Annotated in this window: 17 protein-coding genes; 11 read left to right on the forward strand and 6 right to left on the reverse strand. The window is 53.0% G+C overall.

What is annotated here, in order from left to right; all coding sequences use genetic code 11:
* The first annotated feature begins 5 nt into the window (after nucleotides 1-5).
* The 5 genes from hflD to roxA all read left to right on the forward strand — a co-directional run bounded on the left by hflD (nucleotide 6) and on the right by roxA (nucleotide 5,565).
* On the forward strand, nucleotides 6-647 hold the full coding sequence (gene hflD / locus IB222_RS13735; protein ID WP_003832401.1) for a high frequency lysogenization protein HflD: 642 nt from the start codon (nucleotides 6-8) through the stop codon (nucleotides 645-647).
* Nucleotides 648-650: 3 nt separating this feature from the next.
* Nucleotides 651-2,021: an adenylosuccinate lyase gene (purB, locus tag IB222_RS13740; protein ID WP_003832400.1), complete on the forward strand. Its 1,371-nt coding sequence runs from the start codon at nucleotides 651-653 to the stop codon at nucleotides 2,019-2,021.
* Between the two features lie 195 nt (nucleotides 2,022-2,216).
* The gene (gene phoP, locus IB222_RS13745) at nucleotides 2,217-2,888 is read left to right on the forward strand and encodes a two-component system response regulator PhoP (RefSeq protein ID WP_003846709.1); all 672 of its coding nucleotides are present in this window, start codon (nucleotides 2,217-2,219) and stop codon (nucleotides 2,886-2,888) included.
* Nucleotides 2,888-4,351: a two-component system sensor histidine kinase PhoQ gene (gene phoQ / locus IB222_RS13750; RefSeq protein ID WP_126318419.1), complete on the forward strand. Its 1,464-nt coding sequence runs from the start codon at nucleotides 2,888-2,890 to the stop codon at nucleotides 4,349-4,351. The genes phoP and phoQ overlap by 1 nt, the downstream gene beginning before the upstream one ends.
* Nucleotides 4,352-4,443: 92 nt before the next feature.
* Entirely contained in the window at nucleotides 4,444-5,565 is a 1,122-nt protein-coding gene (gene roxA, locus IB222_RS13755; protein ID WP_149385040.1) for a [50S ribosomal protein L16]-arginine 3-hydroxylase, read from the forward strand.
* A gap of 100 nt (nucleotides 5,566-5,665) precedes the next feature.
* On the opposite strand, the gene pepT is transcribed toward roxA, so the two are convergent.
* Nucleotides 5,666-6,892, reverse strand: coding sequence for a peptidase T (gene pepT, locus IB222_RS13760; protein ID WP_149385041.1), 1,227 nt, complete (start codon nucleotides 6,890-6,892; stop codon nucleotides 5,666-5,668).
* Nucleotides 6,893-7,142: 250 nt separating this feature from the next.
* Here pepT and potA point away from each other — a divergent pair, with 250 nt between their 5' ends.
* The 4 genes from potA to potD are packed head-to-tail and all read left to right on the forward strand — an operon-like array spanning nucleotide 7,143 to nucleotide 10,970.
* Nucleotides 7,143-8,279 carry a spermidine/putrescine ABC transporter ATP-binding protein PotA gene (potA, locus tag IB222_RS13765; RefSeq protein ID WP_003832287.1) on the forward strand — a complete coding sequence of 379 codons (1,137 nt, stop codon included), beginning with the start codon at nucleotides 7,143-7,145 and terminating at the stop codon, nucleotides 8,277-8,279.
* The gene (potB, locus tag IB222_RS13770) at nucleotides 8,263-9,120 is read left to right on the forward strand and encodes a spermidine/putrescine ABC transporter permease PotB (protein ID WP_003832285.1); all 858 of its coding nucleotides are present in this window, start codon (nucleotides 8,263-8,265) and stop codon (nucleotides 9,118-9,120) included. The genes potA and potB overlap by 17 nt, the downstream gene beginning before the upstream one ends.
* Nucleotides 9,117-9,896 carry a spermidine/putrescine ABC transporter permease PotC gene (gene potC, locus IB222_RS13775; protein ID WP_003030794.1) on the forward strand — a complete coding sequence of 260 codons (780 nt, stop codon included), beginning with the start codon at nucleotides 9,117-9,119 and terminating at the stop codon, nucleotides 9,894-9,896. The genes potB and potC overlap by 4 nt, the downstream gene beginning before the upstream one ends.
* A gap of 27 nt (nucleotides 9,897-9,923) precedes the next feature.
* Nucleotides 9,924-10,970 (forward strand): spermidine/putrescine ABC transporter substrate-binding protein PotD, encoded by a 1,047-nt coding sequence (gene potD, locus IB222_RS13780; protein ID WP_149385053.1) that lies wholly within the window; start codon nucleotides 9,924-9,926, stop codon nucleotides 10,968-10,970.
* Between the two features lie 102 nt (nucleotides 10,971-11,072).
* Here the strand turns inward: potD and cobB are convergent, their stop codons facing one another.
* The 5 genes from cobB to lolC all read right to left on the reverse strand — a co-directional run bounded on the left by cobB (nucleotide 11,073) and on the right by lolC (nucleotide 16,048).
* On the reverse strand, nucleotides 11,073-11,894 hold the full coding sequence (cobB, locus tag IB222_RS13785; protein WP_003832281.1) for a Sir2 family NAD+-dependent deacetylase: 822 nt from the start codon (nucleotides 11,892-11,894) through the stop codon (nucleotides 11,073-11,075).
* A 15-nt stretch (nucleotides 11,895-11,909) separates the two neighbouring features.
* The gene (gene nagK, locus IB222_RS13790) at nucleotides 11,910-12,821 is read right to left on the reverse strand and encodes an N-acetylglucosamine kinase (protein WP_149335811.1); all 912 of its coding nucleotides are present in this window, start codon (nucleotides 12,819-12,821) and stop codon (nucleotides 11,910-11,912) included.
* Between the two features lie 89 nt (nucleotides 12,822-12,910).
* Complete coding sequence (gene lolE, locus IB222_RS13795; RefSeq protein WP_003030804.1) at nucleotides 12,911-14,155, reverse strand: lipoprotein-releasing ABC transporter permease subunit LolE; 1,245 nt, start codon at nucleotides 14,153-14,155, stop codon at nucleotides 12,911-12,913.
* Nucleotides 14,155-14,856: a lipoprotein-releasing ABC transporter ATP-binding protein LolD gene (lolD, locus tag IB222_RS13800; protein WP_003832278.1), complete on the reverse strand. Its 702-nt coding sequence runs from the start codon at nucleotides 14,854-14,856 to the stop codon at nucleotides 14,155-14,157. Before lolD ends, lolE begins: the two co-directional genes overlap by 1 nt.
* Entirely contained in the window at nucleotides 14,849-16,048 is a 1,200-nt protein-coding gene (lolC, locus tag IB222_RS13805; protein ID WP_032934420.1) for a lipoprotein-releasing ABC transporter permease subunit LolC, read from the reverse strand. The genes lolD and lolC overlap by 8 nt, the downstream gene beginning before the upstream one ends.
* Nucleotides 16,049-16,309: 261 nt before the next feature.
* Here lolC and IB222_RS13810 point away from each other — a divergent pair, with 261 nt between their 5' ends.
* Nucleotides 16,310-17,374 carry an acyltransferase family protein gene (locus tag IB222_RS13810; RefSeq protein ID WP_003832275.1) on the forward strand — a complete coding sequence of 355 codons (1,065 nt, stop codon included), beginning with the start codon at nucleotides 16,310-16,312 and terminating at the stop codon, nucleotides 17,372-17,374.
* A 118-nt stretch (nucleotides 17,375-17,492) separates the two neighbouring features.
* Complete coding sequence (mfd, locus tag IB222_RS13815; RefSeq protein ID WP_126318427.1) at nucleotides 17,493-20,939, forward strand: transcription-repair coupling factor; 3,447 nt, start codon at nucleotides 17,493-17,495, stop codon at nucleotides 20,937-20,939.
* Nucleotides 20,940-20,960: the final 21 nt, after the last annotated feature.

Raw genomic sequence — 20,960 nt, forward strand, 5'->3', positions numbered from 1 at the left:
TGAACGTGGCAAAGAATTATTATGACATCACCCTCGCCCTGGCAGGCATTTGTCAGTCGGCACGCCTGGTGCAGGAACTGGCGCACCAGGGGCATTGTGATGCCGATGCATTACACGTTTCACTGAACAGTGTCATCGACATGAATCCCAGCTCTACGCTGGGCGTGTTTGGCGGCAGCGAAGCCAATCTGCGTCTTGGCCTTGAAACGCTGCTTGGCGTACTGAACGCCAGCAGTCGTCAGGGACTGAACGCGGAACTCACCCGCTATACGCTAAGCCTGATGGTGCTGGAGCGTAAGCTGTCAGCGGCCAAGGGCGCTATGGACACGCTGGGAGACCGTATTAGCGGCTTGCAGCGCCAACTAGACCATTTTGATTTGCAGTCAGAAACGTTGATGAGTGCGATGGCTGGTATTTATGTTGACGTCATCAGCCCACTCGGCCCGCGTATTCAGGTCACGGGTTCCCCGGCCATCCTTCAGAGCCCACAAGTACAGGCTAAAGTACGCGCTTCGCTGCTGGCTGGCATCCGTGCTGCCGTGCTCTGGCATCAGGTTGGTGGAGGCCGTCTGCAACTCATGTTTTCTCGTAATCGCCTGACGACTCAGGCAAAACAAATTCTTGCTCATTTAACCCCGGAGTTGTGATCTATGGAATTATCCTCACTGACCGCCGTTTCCCCTGTCGATGGACGCTACGGCGATAAAGTCAGCGCGCTGCGCGGGATTTTCAGCGAATACGGTTTGCTGAAATTCCGCGTACAGGTTGAAGTACGCTGGCTGCAAAAACTGGCCGCGCACGCAGCGATCAAGGAAGTTCCTGCTTTTGCTGCCGACGCAATCGGTTTCCTTGATGCGATCGTCGCTAACTTCAATGAAGAAGATGCTGCGCGCATCAAAACCATTGAGCGTACGACCAACCATGATGTGAAGGCAGTTGAGTATTTCCTGAAAGAGAAAGTGGCGGATATCCCGGAACTGCACGCTGTTTCCGAATTTATCCACTTTGCGTGTACTTCAGAAGACATCAACAACCTGTCTCACGCGCTGATGTTGAAAACCGCACGCGACGAAGTGGTTCTGCCGTACTGGCGTAAGCTTATCGACGCGGTGAAAGATCTGTCTGTACAGTATCGCGATATTCCTCTGCTCTCCCGTACCCACGGTCAGCCAGCCACCCCTTCTACGCTAGGCAAAGAAATGGCTAACGTGGCTTACCGTATGGAGCGTCAGTATCGTCAGCTCAACCAGGTTGAAATTCTTGGTAAGATCAATGGTGCAGTCGGTAACTATAACGCCCACATCGCCGCTTACCCGGAAGTTGACTGGCATCAGTTCAGCGAAGAGTTTGTCACCTCGCTGGGCATCCAGTGGAACCCGTACACCACGCAGATTGAGCCGCACGACTACATTGCCGAGCTGTTTGACTGCATCGCCCGTTTCAACACCATCCTGATCGACTTTGACCGCGATGTCTGGGGTTACGTGGCGCTGAACCATTTCAAACAGAAAACCATCGCGGGTGAAATCGGCTCTTCCACCATGCCGCACAAAGTTAACCCCATCGATTTCGAAAACTCCGAGGGTAACCTGGGTCTGTCTAACGCGGTTCTGCAGCACCTGGCGAGCAAACTGCCGGTCTCCCGCTGGCAGCGTGACCTGACTGACTCTACCGTTCTGCGTAACCTGGGCGTAGGTATTGGCTATGCGCTGATCGCGTATCAGTCCACGCTGAAAGGCGTGAGCAAACTGGAAGTGAACCGCGATCATCTGCTGGATGAACTGGATCATAACTGGGAAGTTCTGGCAGAGCCGATTCAGACCGTGATGCGTCGCTACGGTATTGAGAAGCCGTACGAGAAACTGAAAGAGCTGACCCGCGGTAAGCGCGTTGACGCCGAAGGTATGAAGCAGTTTATCGACGGTCTGGCGCTGCCGGAAGAAGAGAAAACTCGCCTGAAAGCAATGACGCCTGCCAATTATATTGGTCGCGCCATCACCATGGTTGATGAACTGAAGTAATCTGTTTGATGCCGGAGCGTGCTTGAGCCTGTTCCGGTCTTCCGTTCATATCGTAGTAAGCCGGAAAGCATCAGCGCTTCCGGCTTTTTTATTGTCCGCGAGATTATCCCTTCCCCCGGTTTATTAAATGTTTATCCCCACAGCCACATAATCAGCGTTAAACTATTCATACCATTATTTTAGGGAGAAACGATGATGCGCGTACTGGTTGTCGAGGATAATGCTTTATTACGCCACCACCTCAAGGTTCAGTTACAGGATTTAGGGCATCAGGTGGATGATGCAGAAGATGCGAAGGAAGCGGACTATTATCTGAATGAACATCTGCCGGATATCGCGATCGTTGATTTAGGACTCCCCGATGAAGATGGTTTGTCGCTGATCCGCCGCTGGCGCAGTAATGAGGTTTCGCTGCCGATTCTGGTATTAACCGCGCGCGAAGGCTGGCAGGACAAGGTGGAAGTCCTCAGCGCTGGCGCTGACGATTATGTCACCAAACCGTTTCACATCGAAGAAGTGGCTGCGCGCATGCAGGCACTGATGCGCCGCAACAGCGGTCTGGCATCGCAAATTATCTCCCTTCCGCCTTTTCAGGTGGACCTCTCTCGACGCGAGTTATCCGTCAATGATGAAGTTATCAAGCTCACTGCGTTTGAATACACCATTATGGAAACGCTCATCCGTAATAATGGCAAAGTGGTCAGTAAAGATTCGCTCATGCTGCAGCTTTATCCGGATGCCGAGCTGCGCGAAAGTCACACCATTGATGTTCTAATGGGACGTCTGCGTAAGAAAATACAGGCGCAGTATCCGGACGACGTCATCACCACCGTGCGTGGTCAGGGATATCTTTTTGAACTGCGCTAATGAATAAACTATTGCGTCATTTTTTCCCGCTATCGCTGCGGTTGCGCTTTTTACTGGCAACTGCGGGCGTGGTGTTGGTGCTCTCACTGGCCTACGGCATGGTTGCCCTGGTGGGCTACAGCGTCAGCTTTGATAAGACAACGTTCCGCCTGCTGCGGGGTGAAAGTAATCTGTTTTATACCCTGGCAAAGTGGGAAAACGGCAAGATAAACGTCGAGCTGCCTGAACATCTCGATATGCAAAGTCCAACAATGTCGCTGATCTATAACGAAAGCGGTGAATTGTTGTGGGCGCAGCGCAATGTTCCCTGGCTGACGAAAAGTATCCAACCGGACTGGCTAAAAACGAACGGTTTTCATGAAATTGAAGCCAATGTAAACGCCACCAGCACTTTACTGGGCGAAGATCACTCCGCTCAGCAGCAGTTAAAAGAAGTCAGAGAAGATGATGACGACGCCGAAATGACCCACTCCGTGGCGGTGAACGTCTACCCCGCCACAGCCAGAATGCCGCAACTGACCATTGTGGTTGTCGACACCATTCCTATAGAGCTAAAGCGCTCGTATATGGTCTGGAGCTGGTTTATTTATGTCCTGGTCGCCAATCTGTTGCTGGTCATTCCGCTGTTATGGGTGGCCGCCTGGTGGAGCCTGCGGCCAATTGAGTCGCTAGCGCGTGAAGTCCGTGAGCTTGAGGAACATCATCGTGAGATGCTAAACCCCGCCACCACACGCGAATTGACCAGCCTGGTTCGCAATCTCAATCGACTTTTAAAAAGCGAACGTGAGCGCTACGATAAATACCGCACCACGTTAACCGATCTCACCCATAGCCTGAAAACGCCACTGGCGGTACTGCAAAGTACGCTGCGCTCAATGCGTAACGAAAAGATGAACGTCAGCGACGCAGAGCCTATCATGCTGGAACAAATTAGTCGTATTTCCCAACAGATAGGCTATTACCTGCATCGCGCCAGTATGCGTGGCAGCAGTGCCCTACTCAGCCGCGAGCTGCACCCGGTCGCGCCGTTGCTGGATAAGCTCACCTCGGCGCTGAATAAAGTGTATCAGCGTAAAGGGGTCAACATTAATCTCGATATCTCACCTGAGATCAGCTTTGTGGGCGAACAGAATGACTTTGTCGAGGTGTTGGGCAACGTCCTGGATAACGCCTGTAAATATTGTCTGGAGTTTGTCGAGATTTCGGCGCAACTGTCTGAGGATCAGCTGCATATTCTGGTCGAAGACGATGGTCCTGGTATTCCGCAAAGCAAACGGGAAGTGGTGTTTGACCGTGGACAGCGCGTAGATACACTACGTCCCGGACAAGGCGTCGGTCTGGCGGTGGCGCGAGAAATCACCGAACAGTATGACGGGCAAATTATTGCTGGTGATAGCCTGCTGGGTGGCGCGCGCATGGAAGTTATTTTTGGCCGCCAGCAGCCGGGCCAGAAAGACGAGTAATCGTCGCATGTAATAAATATGTACTGACTTCACGCTTGAGGTTAAGTATCCGTTATAATCGGTTGCAGATACCAGCCTGCGGGATGCTCACTATGGAATACCAACTCACACTTAACTGGCCCGATTTTCTTGAACGCCACTGGCAGAAACGCCCGGTGGTCTTAAAACGCGGGTTTAATAACTTTATTGATCCTCTTTCTCCTGACGAACTGGCTGGACTGGCAATGGAAAGCGAGGTCGACAGCCGACTCGTCAGCCATCAGGATGGTAAATGGCAGGTTAGCCATGGTCCCTTCGAAAGCTACGACCATCTTGGCGAGAACAACTGGTCTTTGCTGGTGCAGGCGGTCAACCACTGGCACGAACCTACCGCCGCGCTGATGCGCCCGTTCCGTGAATTACCGGACTGGCGTATCGACGATCTGATGATTTCTTTCTCTGTACCCGGCGGCGGCGTTGGCCCGCACCTGGATCAGTACGATGTATTTATCATTCAGGGAACCGGTCGTCGTCGCTGGCGCGTAGGCGAAAAGCTGCAGTTGAAGCAGCACTGCCCTCACCCGGATCTTCTTCAGGTCGACCCGTTCGAAGCCATCATTGATGAAGAGCTGGAACCCGGCGATATCCTGTACATTCCACCGGGATTCCCGCACGAAGGCTATGCGTTAGAAAACGCGATGAACTATTCGGTTGGCTTCCGCGCGCCAAACACTCGCGAGCTGATCAGCGGGTTCGCCGATTACGTTTTGCAACGCGAACTGGGCAGCACCTATTACAGCGATCCTGACCTGCCACCGCGCGATCATCCGGCAGATGTTCTGCCGCAGGAAATGGACAAGCTGCGCGAAATGATGCTGGATCTGATTAATCAGCCAGAACATTTTCAGCAGTGGTTTGGCGAGTTTATCTCTCAGTCTCGTCATGAGCTGGATATTGCCCCGCCGGAGCCACCGTATCAGCCAGACGAAATTTATGATGCCCTGAAACAAGGTGATGTTTTAGTGCGTCTGGGCGGATTGCGCGTATTGCGCATTGGCGATGACGTCTACGCTAACGGTGAGAAAATTGACTCGCCACATCGTCCTGCGCTGGAAGCGCTGGCCAGTCATATTGTGCTGACGGCTGAGAACTTTGAGGATGCGCTGGAAGATCCTTCTTTCCTTGCCATGCTTGCCGCGCTGGTCAACAGCGGGTACTGGTTCTTCGAAGGGTAATAGACTGTGCCTGATGCGACGCCATGCGTCTTATCAGGCCTACTGGAGTGAAATATTGTAGGCCGGATAAGCAAAGCGCCATCCGGCAACTACACATGCTTTATTTTTGTTTCGCGGCCAATTCAGCAATACGCACAATCACCTGCACCGCTTTTTCCATTCCTTCCAGCGTCACAAACTCATGCTTGCCATGATAGTTGTAGCCGCCGGTGAACAGATTCGGACACGGTAATCCCATAAACGACAGCTGCGCGCCGTCAGTGCCGCCACGGATCGGTTTCAGCACCGGCTCAATATCACAATCGCGCATCGCCTGCTGGGCGATATCCAGCACGTGCGGATGCTCAATCACTTTTTCGCGCATATTGTAGTAACTGTCTTCAATCACCAGTTCGATATAGCAGTCTGGGTGTAACCCTTTGCCAACCTTCTTGGCGATATCCATGATCTTGCGTTTACGCGCTTCAAACTGCTTACGGTCAAAATCACGAATAATGTAGTGCATATCCGCCCGATCGACCGTCCCTTTCATGCTCGTCAGATGATAAAAGCCTTCATAGCCTTCCGTCTTTTCAGGGCTTTCATCTGCCGGAACCTCAGCGTGAATACGCGCCGCCAGGGACAGCGCATTCACCATCACCCCTTTTGCGGTGCCGGGATGCACATTGTTGCCAACAATTTTGATATTAACCGACGCGGCGTTGAAGTTTTCAAACTCCAGCTCACCTACGCCACCACCGTCAACGGTATAGGCCCACTGCGCATCGAATACCGCAACATCAAAATGCTTCGCCCCTTTACCCACCTCTTCGTCCGGCGTAAAGGCCACGCGGATATCACCGTGCGGAATATTTTTTTGGATAAGCACAGCCAGTGCGGTCATGATTTCCGCCACGCCTGCTTTATCATCCGCGCCCAACAACGTTTTACCGTCTGTGGTGATCAGCGTCTGACCCAGAAGTTGATGCAGCACCGGGAACATCACCGGCGATAAAACTTCATCACCAATGCCTAACGCAATATCGCCACCGCGATAGTTTTCAACGATTTGCGGATTGACATTTTTACCGCTGAAATCCGGTGAGGTATCCACATGGGAAATAAAGCCGATCGCAGGAATATTACCAGCAACGTTAGCAGGTAACGTTGCCATCAGCGTGCCTTTTTCGCTCAGTGAAATATTAACCAGCCCCATCTCATCGAGCTGTTGTTTGAGCAGTTGTAATAATTTCCACTGTCCTTCGGTGCTGGGTACCTGCCGCACGCCCGATTTTGATTGGGTGTCCAGCGACACGTAGTGTAAAAAACGCTCAAGTAGTTTATCCATGCAGTCACCCTCACTTTTTGTGACAACATTATCAATAAGCAACAAAAGACAAATATTGCGTCAGGTCACTTTTATCCCCGCAAGTGAGAATATTTCGCCCTGACATCCCCTCTGACTATAGGGCTAAGTCAGTAATTCGCAACAAGGATTGGCGATTACAATGGTTTGCCGTAGAATAACGGCCCTCATTAAGAGTCATCAAGGTGGTTAACCACAAACCCCGCATCGGTCAGCCATCCGTTGCGTTTACATGGGACAGAGTAAAAAATTGAATAAACAACCGCGTTCGCTTTCTCCACTGGTGCAATTAGCGGGAATTCGCAAAAGTTTCGATGGCAAAGAGGTGATTTCCAGCCTGGATTTGACCATCAATAATGGCGAGTTTCTTACGCTGCTTGGCCCCTCTGGCTGCGGTAAAACAACCGTTCTTCGCCTGATTGCCGGTCTGGAAACGGTTGATTCCGGTCATATTTTGTTGGACAACGAGGACATCACTCACGTTCCAGCGGAAAATCGCTACGTGAATACCGTCTTCCAAAGCTATGCGCTATTCCCCCACATGACTGTGTTTGAGAATGTGGCCTTTGGTTTGCGCATGCAAAAAACGCCCGCAGCCGACATTTCTCCCCGCGTTACCGAAGCCTTGCGCATGGTGCAACTGGAAGAGTTCGCCCAGCGAAAACCGCATCAACTTTCCGGCGGACAGCAGCAGCGCGTAGCGATTGCCCGAGCAGTGGTCAACAAACCCCGCTTACTCTTGTTAGATGAATCCCTCTCTGCGCTGGACTACAAGCTGCGTAAGCAGATGCAGAACGAACTGAAAGCGCTGCAGCGTAAGCTTGGTATCACTTTTGTCTTTGTCACACACGATCAGGAAGAAGCGCTGACTATGTCTGACCGCATCGTGGTGATGCGCGATGGTAAGATTGAGCAGGACGGTACGCCGCGCGAAATCTACGAAGAGCCAAAGAATCTGTTTGTCGCCGGGTTTATCGGCGAGATCAATATGTTTAACGCCACGGTGATTGAACGTCTGGATGAACAGCGTGTTCGTGCTAACGTTGAAGGCCGCGAGTGCAATATTTATGTCAACTTCGCGGTAGTTCCCGGACAAAAGCTGCACGTTCTGTTACGCCCTGAAGATTTACGCGTTGATGAAATCAACGATGATAATCATATCGAAGGCCTGATCGGCTACGTGCGCGAACGCAACTACAAAGGCATGACGCTGGAGTCGGTTGTAGAACTGGAAAATGGCAAGATGGTGATGGTCAGCGAATTCTTCAACGAAGATGATCCTGACTTTGACCACTCGCTCGACCAGAAAATGGCAATTAACTGGGTAGAAAGCTGGGAGGTCGTACTGGCTGATGAAGAGCACAAGTAAATTCCAGAGTGTGGTGATCTTCACCATTGTCGGTTGGCTTGTGTTATTTGTCTTTCTGCCCAACCTGATGATCATCGGCACCAGCTTTTTGACCCGTGACGACGCCAATTTCGTCAAAATGGTCTTTACGCTGGAGAACTATACGCGTCTGCTCGATCCGCTCTATTTTGAGGTGCTGGTTCACTCCCTCAATATGGCGCTGATTGCCACGCTCGCCTGTCTGGTACTCGGCTACCCGTTTGCCTGGTTTTTGGTGAAACTGCCGGAAAAAGTACGTCCGCTGCTGCTATTCCTGCTGATTGTTCCGTTCTGGACCAATTCCCTTATTCGCATCTACGGACTCAAAATTTTCCTCAGTACCAAAGGCTATCTCAACGAGTTTCTGTTATGGCTCGGCGTTATCGATACACCCATTCGCATTATGTTTACCCCCAGCGCCGTGATTATCGGGCTGGTATACATCCTGCTGCCGTTTATGGTGATGCCGCTCTATTCCAGCATTGAAAAGCTCGATAAACCGCTGCTGGAAGCCGCACGCGATTTAGGTGCCAATAAGCTTCAGACCTTCACTCGCATCATTATTCCGTTGACGATGCCGGGGATTATCGCCGGATGCCTGCTGGTCATGCTGCCCGCAATGGGGCTGTTTTACGTTTCCGACTTAATGGGCGGTGCGAAAAACCTGCTGATTGGTAACGTAATTAAAGTTCAGTTCCTGAACATCCGCGACTGGCCGTTTGGTGCAGCCACCAGCATTACGCTGACCATCGTGATGGGTCTGATGCTGCTGATCTACTGGCGCGCCTCCCGCTTACTGAACAAGAAGGTGGAACTCGAATGATCGGTCGACTGCTTCGCGGCGGTTTTATGACCGCTATCTACGCGTATCTGTATATTCCAATCATCATTCTGATTGTGAACTCCTTTAACAGTTCGCGCTTTGGCATCAACTGGCAGGGTTTTACTACCAAATGGTACGGCCTGCTGATGAATAACGACAGCCTGTTGCAGGCAGCACAGCACTCGCTGACGATGGCGGTGCTATCCGCCACGTTTGCCACCTTGATCGGCTCACTTACTGCGGTTGCGCTGTACCGTTACCGTTTTCGCGGTAAACCGTTCGTCAGTGGCATGCTGTTCGTGGTGATGATGTCGCCGGATATTGTGATGGCAATATCTCTGCTGGTGCTGTTTATGCTGATCGGCATTCAACTGGGTTTCTGGTCGCTGCTGTTCTCGCATATCACTTTTTGTCTGCCTTTTGTGGTGGTGACGGTTTACTCTCGCCTGAAAGGTTTTGATGTCCGCATGCTTGAGGCGGCTAAAGATTTGGGTGCCAGCGAAGTAACTATTCTGCGCAAGATAATACTACCACTGGCTATGCCTGCGGTGGCTGCGGGTTGGTTGCTGAGTTTTACGCTGTCGATGGATGATGTTGTTGTTTCATCTTTCGTCACCGGACCGGGTTATGAAATTTTGCCATTAAAAATCTACTCAATGGTTAAAGTCGGCGTATCACCAGAGGTGAACGCGCTGGCGACCATTTTGTTGGTTCTGTCGCTGGTTATGGTGATTGCCAGCCAGCTTATTGCACGTGATAAAACCAAGGGCCGCTAAGGCCCTTAATTCAGGGGACGTTAAATGATGAAAAAATGGTCACGCCACCTGCTCGCGGCGGGAGCTCTGGCACTGGGCATGAGCGCCGCTCACGCGAATGACAACAACACGCTCTATTTCTATAACTGGACTGAATACGTACCACCGGGTCTGCTGGAACAGTTCACCAAAGAAACCGGCATTAAGGTTATCTATTCGACCTACGAGTCGAATGAAACCATGTACGCCAAGCTCAAAACCTATAAAGACGGCGCATACGATTTGGTGGTTCCGTCCACCTATTACGTCGATAAAATGCGTAAAGAAGGCATGATCCAGAAGATCGACAAATCGACGTTGACCAACTTCCACAACCTCGATCCGGAAATGCTCAACAAGCCGTTTGACCCGAACAATGACTACTCCATCCCGTATATCTGGGGTGCGACGGCCATTGCCGTCAACAGCGATGCTATCGATCCTAAAACCGTCACCAGTTGGGCCGATCTGTGGAAGCCGGAGTACAAAGGCAGTCTGCTGTTAACCGATGATGCGCGAGAAGTGTTCCAGATGGCGCTGCGCAAGCTGGGATATTCCGGCAATACCACCGAGCCTAAAGAGATTGGAGCTGCCTATAACGAGTTGAAGAAGCTGATGCCTAACGTTGCTGCATTTAACTCTGACAACCCGGCCAACCCGTATATGGAAGGCGAAGTTAATCTGGGGATGGTGTGGAACGGCTCCGCGTATGTTGCGCGTCAGGCGGGCACACCGCTGGAAGTGGTATGGCCGAAAGAAGGTGGCATTTTCTGGATGGACAGCCTGTCTATTCCGGCTAACGCGAAAAACAAAGAAGGTGCACTGAAGCTGATTAACTTCCTGCTGCGCCCGGACGTGGCGAAAGAAGTCGCAGAAACTATCGGTTACCCGACGCCAAACCTGGCAGCACGCAAGCTGTTAAGTCCTGAGGTCGCGAACGACAAAACGCTCTACCCTGATGCAGAAACCATCAACAAAGGGGAATGGCAGAACGATGTCGGTTCCGCCAGCGCTATCTACGAAGAGTATTATCAGAAGCTAAAAGCAGGACGCTAATTCAGCGTTGTAAGGAATGCCCGATGGCGCGACGCTTATCGGGCCTACATCAATGCAAACCGTAGGCCGGATAAGGCATTTGCCGCCATCCGGCAAAAAAAATCACAGCCCTTTCAATAACTTCTCAACAAACTCAGGCACTACCTGGCTTGCCGGACCGTAATACTTCTCTTCAAACTCGCTGCCTACCTGGCTCGGTTCGAGATTGAGTTCTACCGTATGTGCCCCATGCAGCCGCGCCTCATGCACAAAACCCGCTGCCGGATAAACATGTCCCGATGTGCCAATCGCAATGAACACATCTGCCATTGCCAGCGCCATATAAATTTCATCCATACCCAGCGGCATTTCACCAAACCACACCACGTGTGGTCGCAGCGGTGCCGGAAACTGGCAACAATGACATTTATCTTCCGGGGTCACATCGCCCGTCCATTCCAGAATCTGTCCGCTTTGCGAACAGCGAACTTTGAGCAACTCGCCGTGCATATGGATAACGTTCTGGCTGCCCGCACGCTCATGCAGATTATCAATGTTCTGCGTCACCAGTAAAAAACGATCGCCCAACTCGGCTTCGAGTTTTGCCAGTGCGATATGCGCCGCGTTGGGCTGGATTTCTGGCTGTTGCAACTGATGGCGACGGGCGTTATAAAACGACTGAACCAGTTCCGGGTTTCGACTAAATCCTTCCGGAGTCGCAACGTCCTCTACCCGATGTTCTTCCCAGAGACCATCCGCCGCGCGGAATGTTCGAATTCCTGACTCAGCGGAGATTCCCGCTCCAGTCAGTACCAGCACTCTTGGTTTTTCCATCAATTCAGGCACCACTCTGTCTCTGAAAAAGATTCGTTGACGCAGGCGATCGCGCAAATGGCGTTTATTTTTACGAAAGCGGCTTAACCGATGACCCCGACGCGACAGCATAACAACCTCTTTGTATTAATCGGTAAGATGTAGGAAAGCAGCCCCGCGCATCCCGCCGGCATCACCGTGCCGTGCCTGCTCAATACGCGGTACCCGGGCAACCGGCAGCAGATGACGCGGCAGTCGGTTCGCCAGTTGCGTCGTAATAGCGGTAAAATTCGACAAGCCTCCGCCAATCACCACCAAATCAGGATCGACGATAGTCAGGATATTCCCAAGACACACCGCCAGCAAATCCAGATAGCGTTCAACGTGGGCCCGCGCGTGCTCATCACCCTGCTCCCACAGCGCGATAATTTCGCGGGCATCCAGCGGTTGATGGTAGTAATGCTGATACAACCACGCAAATCCACCGCCGGAAAGATAGCTTTCGATGCATCCCAGTTGACCGCATCCGCAGCGGCGCAGCGGGAAATCAAAGCCCATCAGCGTCAGCGCATCGACCGGCAAACGAATATGACCAAACTCACCGGTGATATAGCTGCGTCCGGTGATGGATTTCCCGTTAAGCACCAGGCCGCCGCCGACGCCCGTACCGAGGATCAACCCCATCACCAGCGGATACTGGGTGAACTCGTCATCCCAGGCTTCGGAGAGAGCAAAACAGTTCGCATCGTTATCCAGACGCACATCGCGGTCAAGGCGAGCGCTGAGATCGGCGCGGAGCGGTTTGCCACTGGCGGCAGGAACGTTGGCCGCGTACAGCGTGCCGTCTTCGGTTTCCGGCATGCCTGGAATGCCGATGCCTACCGAACCTTTGATGCCAAACCGCTGATCCGCTTCCGTCACCAGATTGCAGACCGCATCAAGGAAAGCGTCGTAGCTGTCGCGAGGCGTAGGAACGCGAGTTTCCCATTGCAGACGACGTTGCTTATCAAACACGCCCAGCGCAATTTTGGTCCCGCCGATGTCAAATCCGTAATACATCACCGCTCCTTGATACACGTCATCCTTCAAGATGCCTCTGCGTTGGCTACGCCTTGATGCAGCATGAATGCTGTCGTGTATTATTGTTGTTATTGGCCGCTAAGTACTCTCGCAGGATCAATATTGCTGGCGCGACGCGCCGGATACCAACTTGCCAAAAGACTCAGCACGAGTGCTGTCACCAGCACGTAAATCACATCCAGCCAGTGTAATTCCGATGGCAGGAAGTCAATGAAATAGATATCGCCGGACAGGAACTGATGGCCGATAAGCGCCTCAATCCCGTTTATGATCGGCGTCAGTTGCAACGAGACAACCACCCCGATGACGACGCCTATCAGGCTACCGAACAGACCCGCCAGCAGGCCGTACCAGACAAAAATGGCACGGATCAACCCATCTTTCGCCCCGAGTGTTCTTAATACCGCAATATCGCCACTTTTGTCTTTTACCGCCATCACTAACGTGGAAACGATATTAAAACAGGCCACGCCAATCACCAGCACCATGGCCAGATACATAATGGCGCGGATCATTTGAATATCGCGGTACATATAGCCGTAGGTGCCAATCCAGCTCTTGATGTAAACATAGTTATTGGTGACTTCACCCGCGTCTCGCACCAGCTTATTGGCGTTAAACACGTCGTTAACCTTCAGCGCGATCCCGGAAACGCTGGTTCCCATATCGAGATATTGCTGCGCATCTTCCATTGGGATCATGGCAAAGCTGTGATCGAGCTGACCGCTCAGTTGCAGGATCCCCGTCACGTGCAAACGCACGCGTTTAGGCTGCTGTAGCTTATGATCCGCACTGGCGTTAGGGATCATAATCGACACCCAGTCGCCCTGCTTCACCTTCAGCGCATCGGCAATACCCTTACCAATGATGATTTGTTGTTCACCGGCTTTAAAATTATCCCAGGCGTGGTTTTGCACAAAGGATGGCAGCGCGCTTAAACGCTGTTCCTGTTTCGGGTCAACGCCCTTCACCTGCACCGCGCGTAAGTTCGCCCCGCTCTCCACCAGTCCGGTAAAGTTGATATAAGGCGCCGCGGCGACAATACCCGGCACTTTTTGTACCTTGTCGAGCGCTTCCTGCCAGTTATTCCACGGTTGATTTACGGCTTCAATCTCTCCGTGTGGGACTACGGCCAGAATACGGTTGTTCAGCTCACGCTCAAATCCGTTCATGGCACTTAAACCGACGATCAGCACCGCCACACCCAACGCGATGCCAACGGTAGATATCACCGAAATCAAAGAAACCATACCGCCGCGACGCCGACCACGGCTAAAGCGCAGACCAATCAATAACGATAAAGGCGAAGCCATTACTCAGCTCCCATCAAGCTCAGTTCAGCCGTCAGGCGACCATCGCGCATTTCAAGCTGGCGACTCATCCGCTTCGCCAGTTGCAGATCGTGCGTCACCACCAGAAATGCCGTGCCCTGAGAGCGGTTCAGCTCGCCCAGAAGCTCAAAAATGCTGTCCGCGTTACGCGCATCCAGGTTACCTGTTGGCTCATCTGCCAGGACCAGGCGCGGGTTATTCACCAGCGCACGCGCGATGGCCACACGCTGGCGTTCGCCGCCAGACAGTTCAGACGGGCGATGACTGGCACGATGATCCAGCCCTACTGCTTTCAGCATATCCCGTGCGCGCTCGGTGATTTCAGCCGGTTTTTTCTTGCCGATCAGCAGCGGCATCGCTACGTTTTCCAGCGCGGTAAAATCCGGCAGCAAATGGTGGAACTGGTAAATAAAGCCCAGCTTCTGATTACGCAGTTCCGCTTTCGCCGCCGACGAGAGCTTGCTCATTGGCTGACCGCTAAAAATGACGTCGCCGGAAGTCGGGGTATCCAACCCACCTAACAGATGCAGCAGTGTACTCTTGCCGGAGCCGGAGCTGCCGACAATCGCCATCATCTCACCTTCACCGACGCAAAAACTGACATCGTGCAGTACATCGGTCTGCACAGTGCCTTCCTGATAGCGTTTGCACAGGTTGTCGCATTGCAACAGGATCTTATTCATAACGTAAAGCCTCAGCGGGTTGAGTGGCGGCAGCGCGCCAGGAAGGATAAAGCGTAGACAGCAGCGCGATGGCCATCGCCACCAGCGCAATGACGATAACCTGCAGCGGCTCGATAGCGACCGGCAGCGCAGCGCCATCCAGCAGCACACCAATAATTGGCATCAGATTGTTCAGTTGGCTGGCGAGCAATGCACCCAGTACAGCGCCCAGCAGCGCGCCAATCACCCCGGCACTGGCCCCCTGAACCATAAACACCATCATTATCTGCCGCGGCGTTAGCCCCTGCGTTTGTAAAATCGCCACTTCCCCTTGCTTCTCCATTACCATCAGACCCAGCGAGGTAATAATATTAAAAGCCGCCACCGCCACGATCAGGCTAAGCAGCAGCCCCATCATGTTCTTTTCCATACGCACGGCCTGGAACAGTTCCCCTTTGCGCTCGCGCCAGTCCTGCCATTTGGTGCCTTGCGGCAGCGTTTGCTGGCTCAGCGTGTCAACTTTTAACGGTTCGTTCAGCCACAGACGCCAGCCAGTGATATTACCCACCGGATAGCGCATCAGACGCGAGGCATCCTGAATGTTGGTCAGCATCTGGTAGCCATCGACTTCGCTGTTGGCGGCGAAAGTGCCAATCACCGTAAACAAACGCTGGCTCGGCAAACGCCCCATCGGCGTAAACTGGCTGGCCGAGGGCACCATCACACGGATTTGATCGCCACGGTTCACGCCCAACTGCCCGGCAAGCTGCTCGCCGAGGATGACATTATACTTACCCGGTTGCAGATCTGTTTGCTTCACATTGACCAGATACGGCGTTAACGGATCTTTTTGTGCCGGATCGATACCGAGCATCACGCCGACCGCCACGCTACGCGCGCTTTGCAGCACCACATCTCCCGTAGTTATGGGTGCAACGCGGTTGACGCCGTTCAACACCACCGCTTTTTCCGGCAGTTGTTGCGGGTTGAGGGAACCCTGTTCAGACGAGAGTACGGCCTGAGGCATCAGGCCAAGAATATTGTTTTGCAGCTCGCGCTCGAAACCGTTCATCACCGACAACACCGTGACCAGCGCCATTACCCCGAGAGTAATGCCTATGGTGGAGAGCCAGGAAACGAAGCGACCGAAGCGATCTGCTGCACGCCCACGCATATAACGCAGGCCGATGAATAGAGCGACAGGTTGGTACATGAAATCCGTCTGGTTGCTGTTAGCAAAGTCACGAGTATATAAGCGAAAGCGGAATGGGTAAATGACTGAACCGTAAGTGTTCGTCAGCACTATTCCTAAAAGTATAAATAAATCAATTCGCTAAAGTTGTCCCTCTTCCCTTCAGCCCGGGTCCCTGATCTTTATCTTAAAAAAACAAAATGCAGACAGTTACGCATTACAGCGCACAGCGGGTTGCGCAGGATGGCAGGCTATAGCCAACAATATGGATACGCCGTCTCGATGAAGAAAAAAGAACTATGGATTAATCAAATCAAAGGGTTATGTATTTGTCTGGTGGTGATTTACCACTCGGTAATCACATTTTACCCGCACCTTACTACTTTTCAGCATCCGCTTTCAGAGCTGCTGAGCAAATGCTGGATTTACCTCAATTTGTACCTGGCGCCATTTCGCATGCCGGTGTTTTTCTTTATTTCGGGATATCTGATCCGTCGCTACATTGATAGCGTCCCGTGGACAACCTGCGTGGAAAAACGGATCTGGAGCATTGCCTGGGTGCTGGTACTTTGGGGTGTGGTGCAATGGCTGGCGTTAGTCGCGCTCAATAACTGGTTGGCCCCACAGCGCGATCTGAGCCATGCCGCCAACGCCGCTTATGCCGATTCGATCACAGGTTTTACCCACGGAATGCTGACCGCCAGCACCAGCTTGTGGTATCTGTATGCGCTGATTGTCTATTTTGTTCTGTGTAAGATTTTCAGCCGCTGGGCGGCGCCGCTGTTGGCGTTATTTGTGGTGCTGAGCGTGGCGATCAATTTTGTCCCGACGCCGTGGTGGGGAATGAACAGCGTGATTCGCAATCTGCCCTGGTACAGCCTCGGTGCATGGTTTGGCGCAACGCTGATGGTATGGATCAAGGAGGTGCCTCTGCGCCGCCATGCGGTCATTGTTCTGGTTAGCGCAATCGCCGCCGTCGTCGCGTGGCTGGCAAATGTCTCACTATTACTTTCTCTGCTTTCCATTGTGCTGATCATGAAGCTGTTTTATCAATTTGAGCTGCGCTTTGGTATGCGTGAGTCCGGCCCGTTAAGCGTGATTGGTGCCAATACCATTGCCATCTACACCACCCACCGTATTCTGGTTGAGCTGTTCAGCTTAACGCTAATCCCTAAAATCAATTATACCGCCTGGCCTGCCTATGCGGAGCTGGCCCTGCTGCTGGTGTATCCGTTCGCCTGCCTGCTGCTGTGCACCTTGTTTGGCCTGTTGGTACGTAAAATTTCACAAAAAACAGTGGCCGACCTGCTCTTTTCCCCGCCTTCTTTATCGGCTGTCTCGCGCTAACCCCTACGCGCTTTTTGCCCCCATCAGGGGGCGAATCAATTTGCTTATGAGAAACGATCACGGATAATAAAGAACATTGCTTATCAGATGTATATCTAAACGAGATCCTGACAACCGAATGCCTGAACAACATCGTTATACGCTCCCGGCGAAAGCTGGCGATCAGCGCCAGTTAGGTGAGCTTACCGGTGCAGCCTGCGCAACGCTGGTCGCCGAAATCGCCGAACATCACGCGGGTCCAGTGGTCCTGATCGCGCCGGACATGCAAAATGCGCTGCGTCTGCATGATGAAATTCGTCAGTTTACCGACCAGATGGTGATGAACCTGGCCGACTGGGAAACGCTACCCTACGACAGCTTTTCTCCCCATCAGGAGATTATCTCCTCGCGGCTCTCCACGCTGTATCAACTGCCTGCCATGCAGCGCGGCGTGCTGATCGTTCCGGTAAATACACTGATGCAGCGCGTTTGTCCGCACAGCTATCTGCACGGCCATGCGCTGGTCATGAAAAAGGGCCAGCGACTTTCACGTGACGCTCTGCGTGAACAGCTGGACAGTGCGGGCTATCGCCATGTTGATCAGGTCATGGAACACGGCGAATACGCCACCCGCGGCGCGTTGTTGGATTTGTTCCCGATGGGCAGCGAGTTGCCTTATCGTCTGGATTTCTTTGATGACGAAATCGACAGCCTGCGTCTGTTTGATACCGACACCCAGCGCACGCTGGAAGAAGTCGATGCCATTAATTTGCTTCCCGCGCACGAATTCCCGACTGACAAAACGGCCATCGAGCTATTCCGTAGCCAGTGGCGCGATACCTTTGAGGTGAAACGCGACGCCGAACATATTTACCAGCAGGTCAGCAAAGGCACGTTACCTGCGGGTATTGAATACTGGCAACCGCTGTTTTTCAGCGAGCCGCTGCCGCCGCTGTTCAGCTACTTCCCCTCCAATACATTATTGGTGAATACCGGTGATATCGAGACCAGCGCAGAACGCTTCCAGGCCGATACCCTGTCACGCTTTGAAAATCGAGGTGTTGATCCGATGCGCCCGCTTCTGCCGCCGGAATCGCTGTGGCTGCGGGTTGATGAGCTGTTTTCTGAACTTAAACGCTGGCCGCGCGTTCAACTGAAAACCGAGAGTCTGGCGAACAAAGCAGCAAATACCAACCTCGGGTTCCAGAAGCTGCCGGATATTGCCGTTCAGGCGCAGCAAAAAGCGCCGTTAGATGCGTTACGTAAATTCCTTGAAGGCTTCACCGGTCCGGTGATTTTCTCGGTGGAAAGTGAAGGCCGCCGTGAAGCGCTTGGCGAACTGCTCGCCCGTATCAAAGTGGCGCCGAAGCGGATATTGCGACTCGATGAAGCCGTAGATAACGGTCGTTATCTGATGATTGGCGCAGCTGAGCACGGCTTCATCGATAGCAAACGCAATCTGGCGCTGATTTGTGAAAGCGATCTGCTTGGGGAACGCGTGGCGCGCCGCCGCCAGGATTCTCGTCGCACCATCAACCCGGATACGTTAATTCGTAACCTCGCAGAGCTGCATCCCGGTCAACCGGTGGTGCATCTGGAGCACGGCGTGGGACGTTATGCCGGTATGACCACGCTGGAAGCGGGCGGCATCACCGGTGAATACCTGATGCTCACTTATGCCAACGACGCCAAACTGTACGTGCCGGTGTCGTCACTGCATCTGATCAGCCGCTATGCCGGTGGCGCGGAAGAGAATGCGCCGCTGCATAAACTTGGCGGCGATGCCTGGTCACGCGCCCGACAGAAAGCCGCTGAGAAGGTGCGCGATGTTGCGGCAGAGCTGCTGGATATTTATGCCCAGCGCGCGGCGAAAGAAGGCTTTGCCTTTAAGCATGACCGTGAACAGTACCAGCTGTTTTGCGACAGCTTCCCGTTTGAAACCACGCCTGACCAGGCGCAGGCGATTAACGCGGTACTCAGCGATATGTGTCAACCGCTGGCCATGGACCGTCTGGTGTGCGGCGACGTCGGCTTTGGTAAAACCGAAGTCGCGATGCGCGCGGCCTTTCTCGCCGTAGAGAACCACAAGCAGGTTGCCGTGCTGGTGCCGACCACCCTGCTCGCACAGCAGCACTTCGACAACTTCCGCGATCGTTTTGCCAACTGGCCAGTACGCATCGAGATGTTGTCCCGTTTCCGTAGCGCCAAAGAGCAAGCGCAGATTCTGGAGCAAGTTGCCGAGGGAAAAATTGATATTCTCATCGGCACGCACAAACTGCTGCAAGCGGATGTGAAGTTAAAAGATCTGGGTCTGCTGATTGTCGATGAAGAGCACCGTTTCGGCGTTCGCCACAAAGAACGCATCAAGGCGATGCGCGCAGATGTCGATATTCTGACCCTGACGGCAACGCCAATTCCACGTACGCTCAATATGGCAATGAGCGGCATGCGCGATCTGTCGATTATCGCCACACCACCCGCTCGTCGTCTGGCGGTCAAAACCTTCGTGCGCGAATACGACAACCTGGTGGTACGCGAGGCGATCCTGCGTGAAGTTCTGCGTGGGGGACAAGTTTATTATCTGTTTAACGACGTCGAAAACATCCAGAAAACCGCTGACAGGCTGGCTGAACTGGTGCCGGAAGCGCGTATTGGTATCGGTCACGGACAAATGCGCGAGCGCGAACTGGAACGCGTGATGAACGATTTCCACCATCAGCGATTTAACGTGCTGGTGTGTACCACCATTATCGAAACCGGGATCGACATCCCCACCGCTAACACCATCATCATCGAACGAGCGGATCACTTCGGTTTAGCGCAATTACACCAGCTGCGCGGTCGTGTGGGACGTTCTCACCACCAGGCTTACGCCTGGCTGCTGACGCCGCATCCGAAAGCAATGACCACCGACGCGCAAAAACGTCTGGAAGCCATCGCCTCGCTGGAAGATTTGGGCGCAGGTTTTGCGCTGGCGACCCACGACCTCGAAATTCGCGGCGCCGGGGAATTACTGGGTGAAGATCAGAGTGGTTCCATGGAAAGCATCGGCTTCTCATTGTATATGGAACTGCTGGAAAACGCGGTCGATGCGCTCAAAGAAGGGCGTGAGCCGTCACTGGAAGATCTCACCAGCCAGCAAACCGAAGTTGAACTGCGCATGCCGTCTCTGCTGCCGGATGACTATATCCCAGATGTAAACACCCGACTGTCGTTCTACAAGCGCATTGCCAGTGCGAAAGGCGAAAACGAACTGGAAGAAATTAAGGTTGAGCTGATAGACCGTTTTGGCTTGCTGCCCGACCCGGCTCGTACGCTGCTGGATATCGCCCGTTTACGCCAGCAGGCGCAGAAACTGGGGATCAGAAAGCTCGAAGGCAATGAAAAAGGCGGTACCATTGAATTTGCCGAGAAAAACCACGTCAACCCGGTCTGGCTGATTGGTTTACTGCAAAAGCAGCCGCAGCACTTCCGTCTGGACGGTCCAACCCGGCTGAAATTCATGCAGGAGTTGAGCGAGCGTAAAACGCGGATCGACTGGGTCCGCCAGTTTATGCGTCAGCTTGAAGAAAACGCCGTAGCATAAGCATAGCGAACAGGCCGGATG

The sequence above is a fragment of the Citrobacter sp. C13 genome, from assembly GCF_014596815.2.
GTDB lineage: Bacteria > Pseudomonadota > Gammaproteobacteria > Enterobacterales > Enterobacteriaceae > Citrobacter > Citrobacter portucalensis.

Excerpts from the sequence above, each read along its gene's own strand:
- cobB (WP_003832281.1), bottom strand. The coding sequence starts at position 11,894 with ATGCTGTCGCGTCGGGGTCATCGGTTAAGCCGCTTTCGTAAAAATAAA.
- IB222_RS13810 (WP_003832275.1), top strand. The coding sequence starts at position 16,310 with ATGAAGAAAAAAGAACTATGGATTAATCAAATCAAAGGGTTATGTATT.
- phoP (WP_003846709.1), top strand. The coding sequence starts at position 2,217 with ATGCGCGTACTGGTTGTCGAGGATAATGCTTTATTACGCCACCACCTC.
- nagK (WP_149335811.1), bottom strand. The coding sequence starts at position 12,821 with ATGTATTACGGATTTGACATCGGCGGGACCAAAATTGCGCTGGGCGTG.
- roxA (WP_149385040.1), top strand. The coding sequence starts at position 4,444 with ATGGAATACCAACTCACACTTAACTGGCCCGATTTTCTTGAACGCCAC.
- lolE (WP_003030804.1), bottom strand. The coding sequence starts at position 14,155 with ATGGCTTCGCCTTTATCGTTATTGATTGGTCTGCGCTTTAGCCGTGGT.
- phoQ (WP_126318419.1), top strand. The coding sequence starts at position 2,888 with ATGAATAAACTATTGCGTCATTTTTTCCCGCTATCGCTGCGGTTGCGC.
- potB (WP_003832285.1), top strand. The coding sequence starts at position 8,263 with ATGAAGAGCACAAGTAAATTCCAGAGTGTGGTGATCTTCACCATTGTC.
- potD (WP_149385053.1), top strand. The coding sequence starts at position 9,924 with ATGAAAAAATGGTCACGCCACCTGCTCGCGGCGGGAGCTCTGGCACTG.
- mfd (WP_126318427.1), top strand. The coding sequence starts at position 17,493 with ATGCCTGAACAACATCGTTATACGCTCCCGGCGAAAGCTGGCGATCAG.
- potC (WP_003030794.1), top strand. The coding sequence starts at position 9,117 with ATGATCGGTCGACTGCTTCGCGGCGGTTTTATGACCGCTATCTACGCG.
- potA (WP_003832287.1), top strand. The coding sequence starts at position 7,143 with ATGGGACAGAGTAAAAAATTGAATAAACAACCGCGTTCGCTTTCTCCA.
- lolD (WP_003832278.1), bottom strand. The coding sequence starts at position 14,856 with ATGAATAAGATCCTGTTGCAATGCGACAACCTGTGCAAACGCTATCAG.
- pepT (WP_149385041.1), bottom strand. The coding sequence starts at position 6,892 with ATGGATAAACTACTTGAGCGTTTTTTACACTACGTGTCGCTGGACACC.
- lolC (WP_032934420.1), bottom strand. The coding sequence starts at position 16,048 with ATGTACCAACCTGTCGCTCTATTCATCGGCCTGCGTTATATGCGTGGG.
- purB (WP_003832400.1), top strand. The coding sequence starts at position 651 with ATGGAATTATCCTCACTGACCGCCGTTTCCCCTGTCGATGGACGCTAC.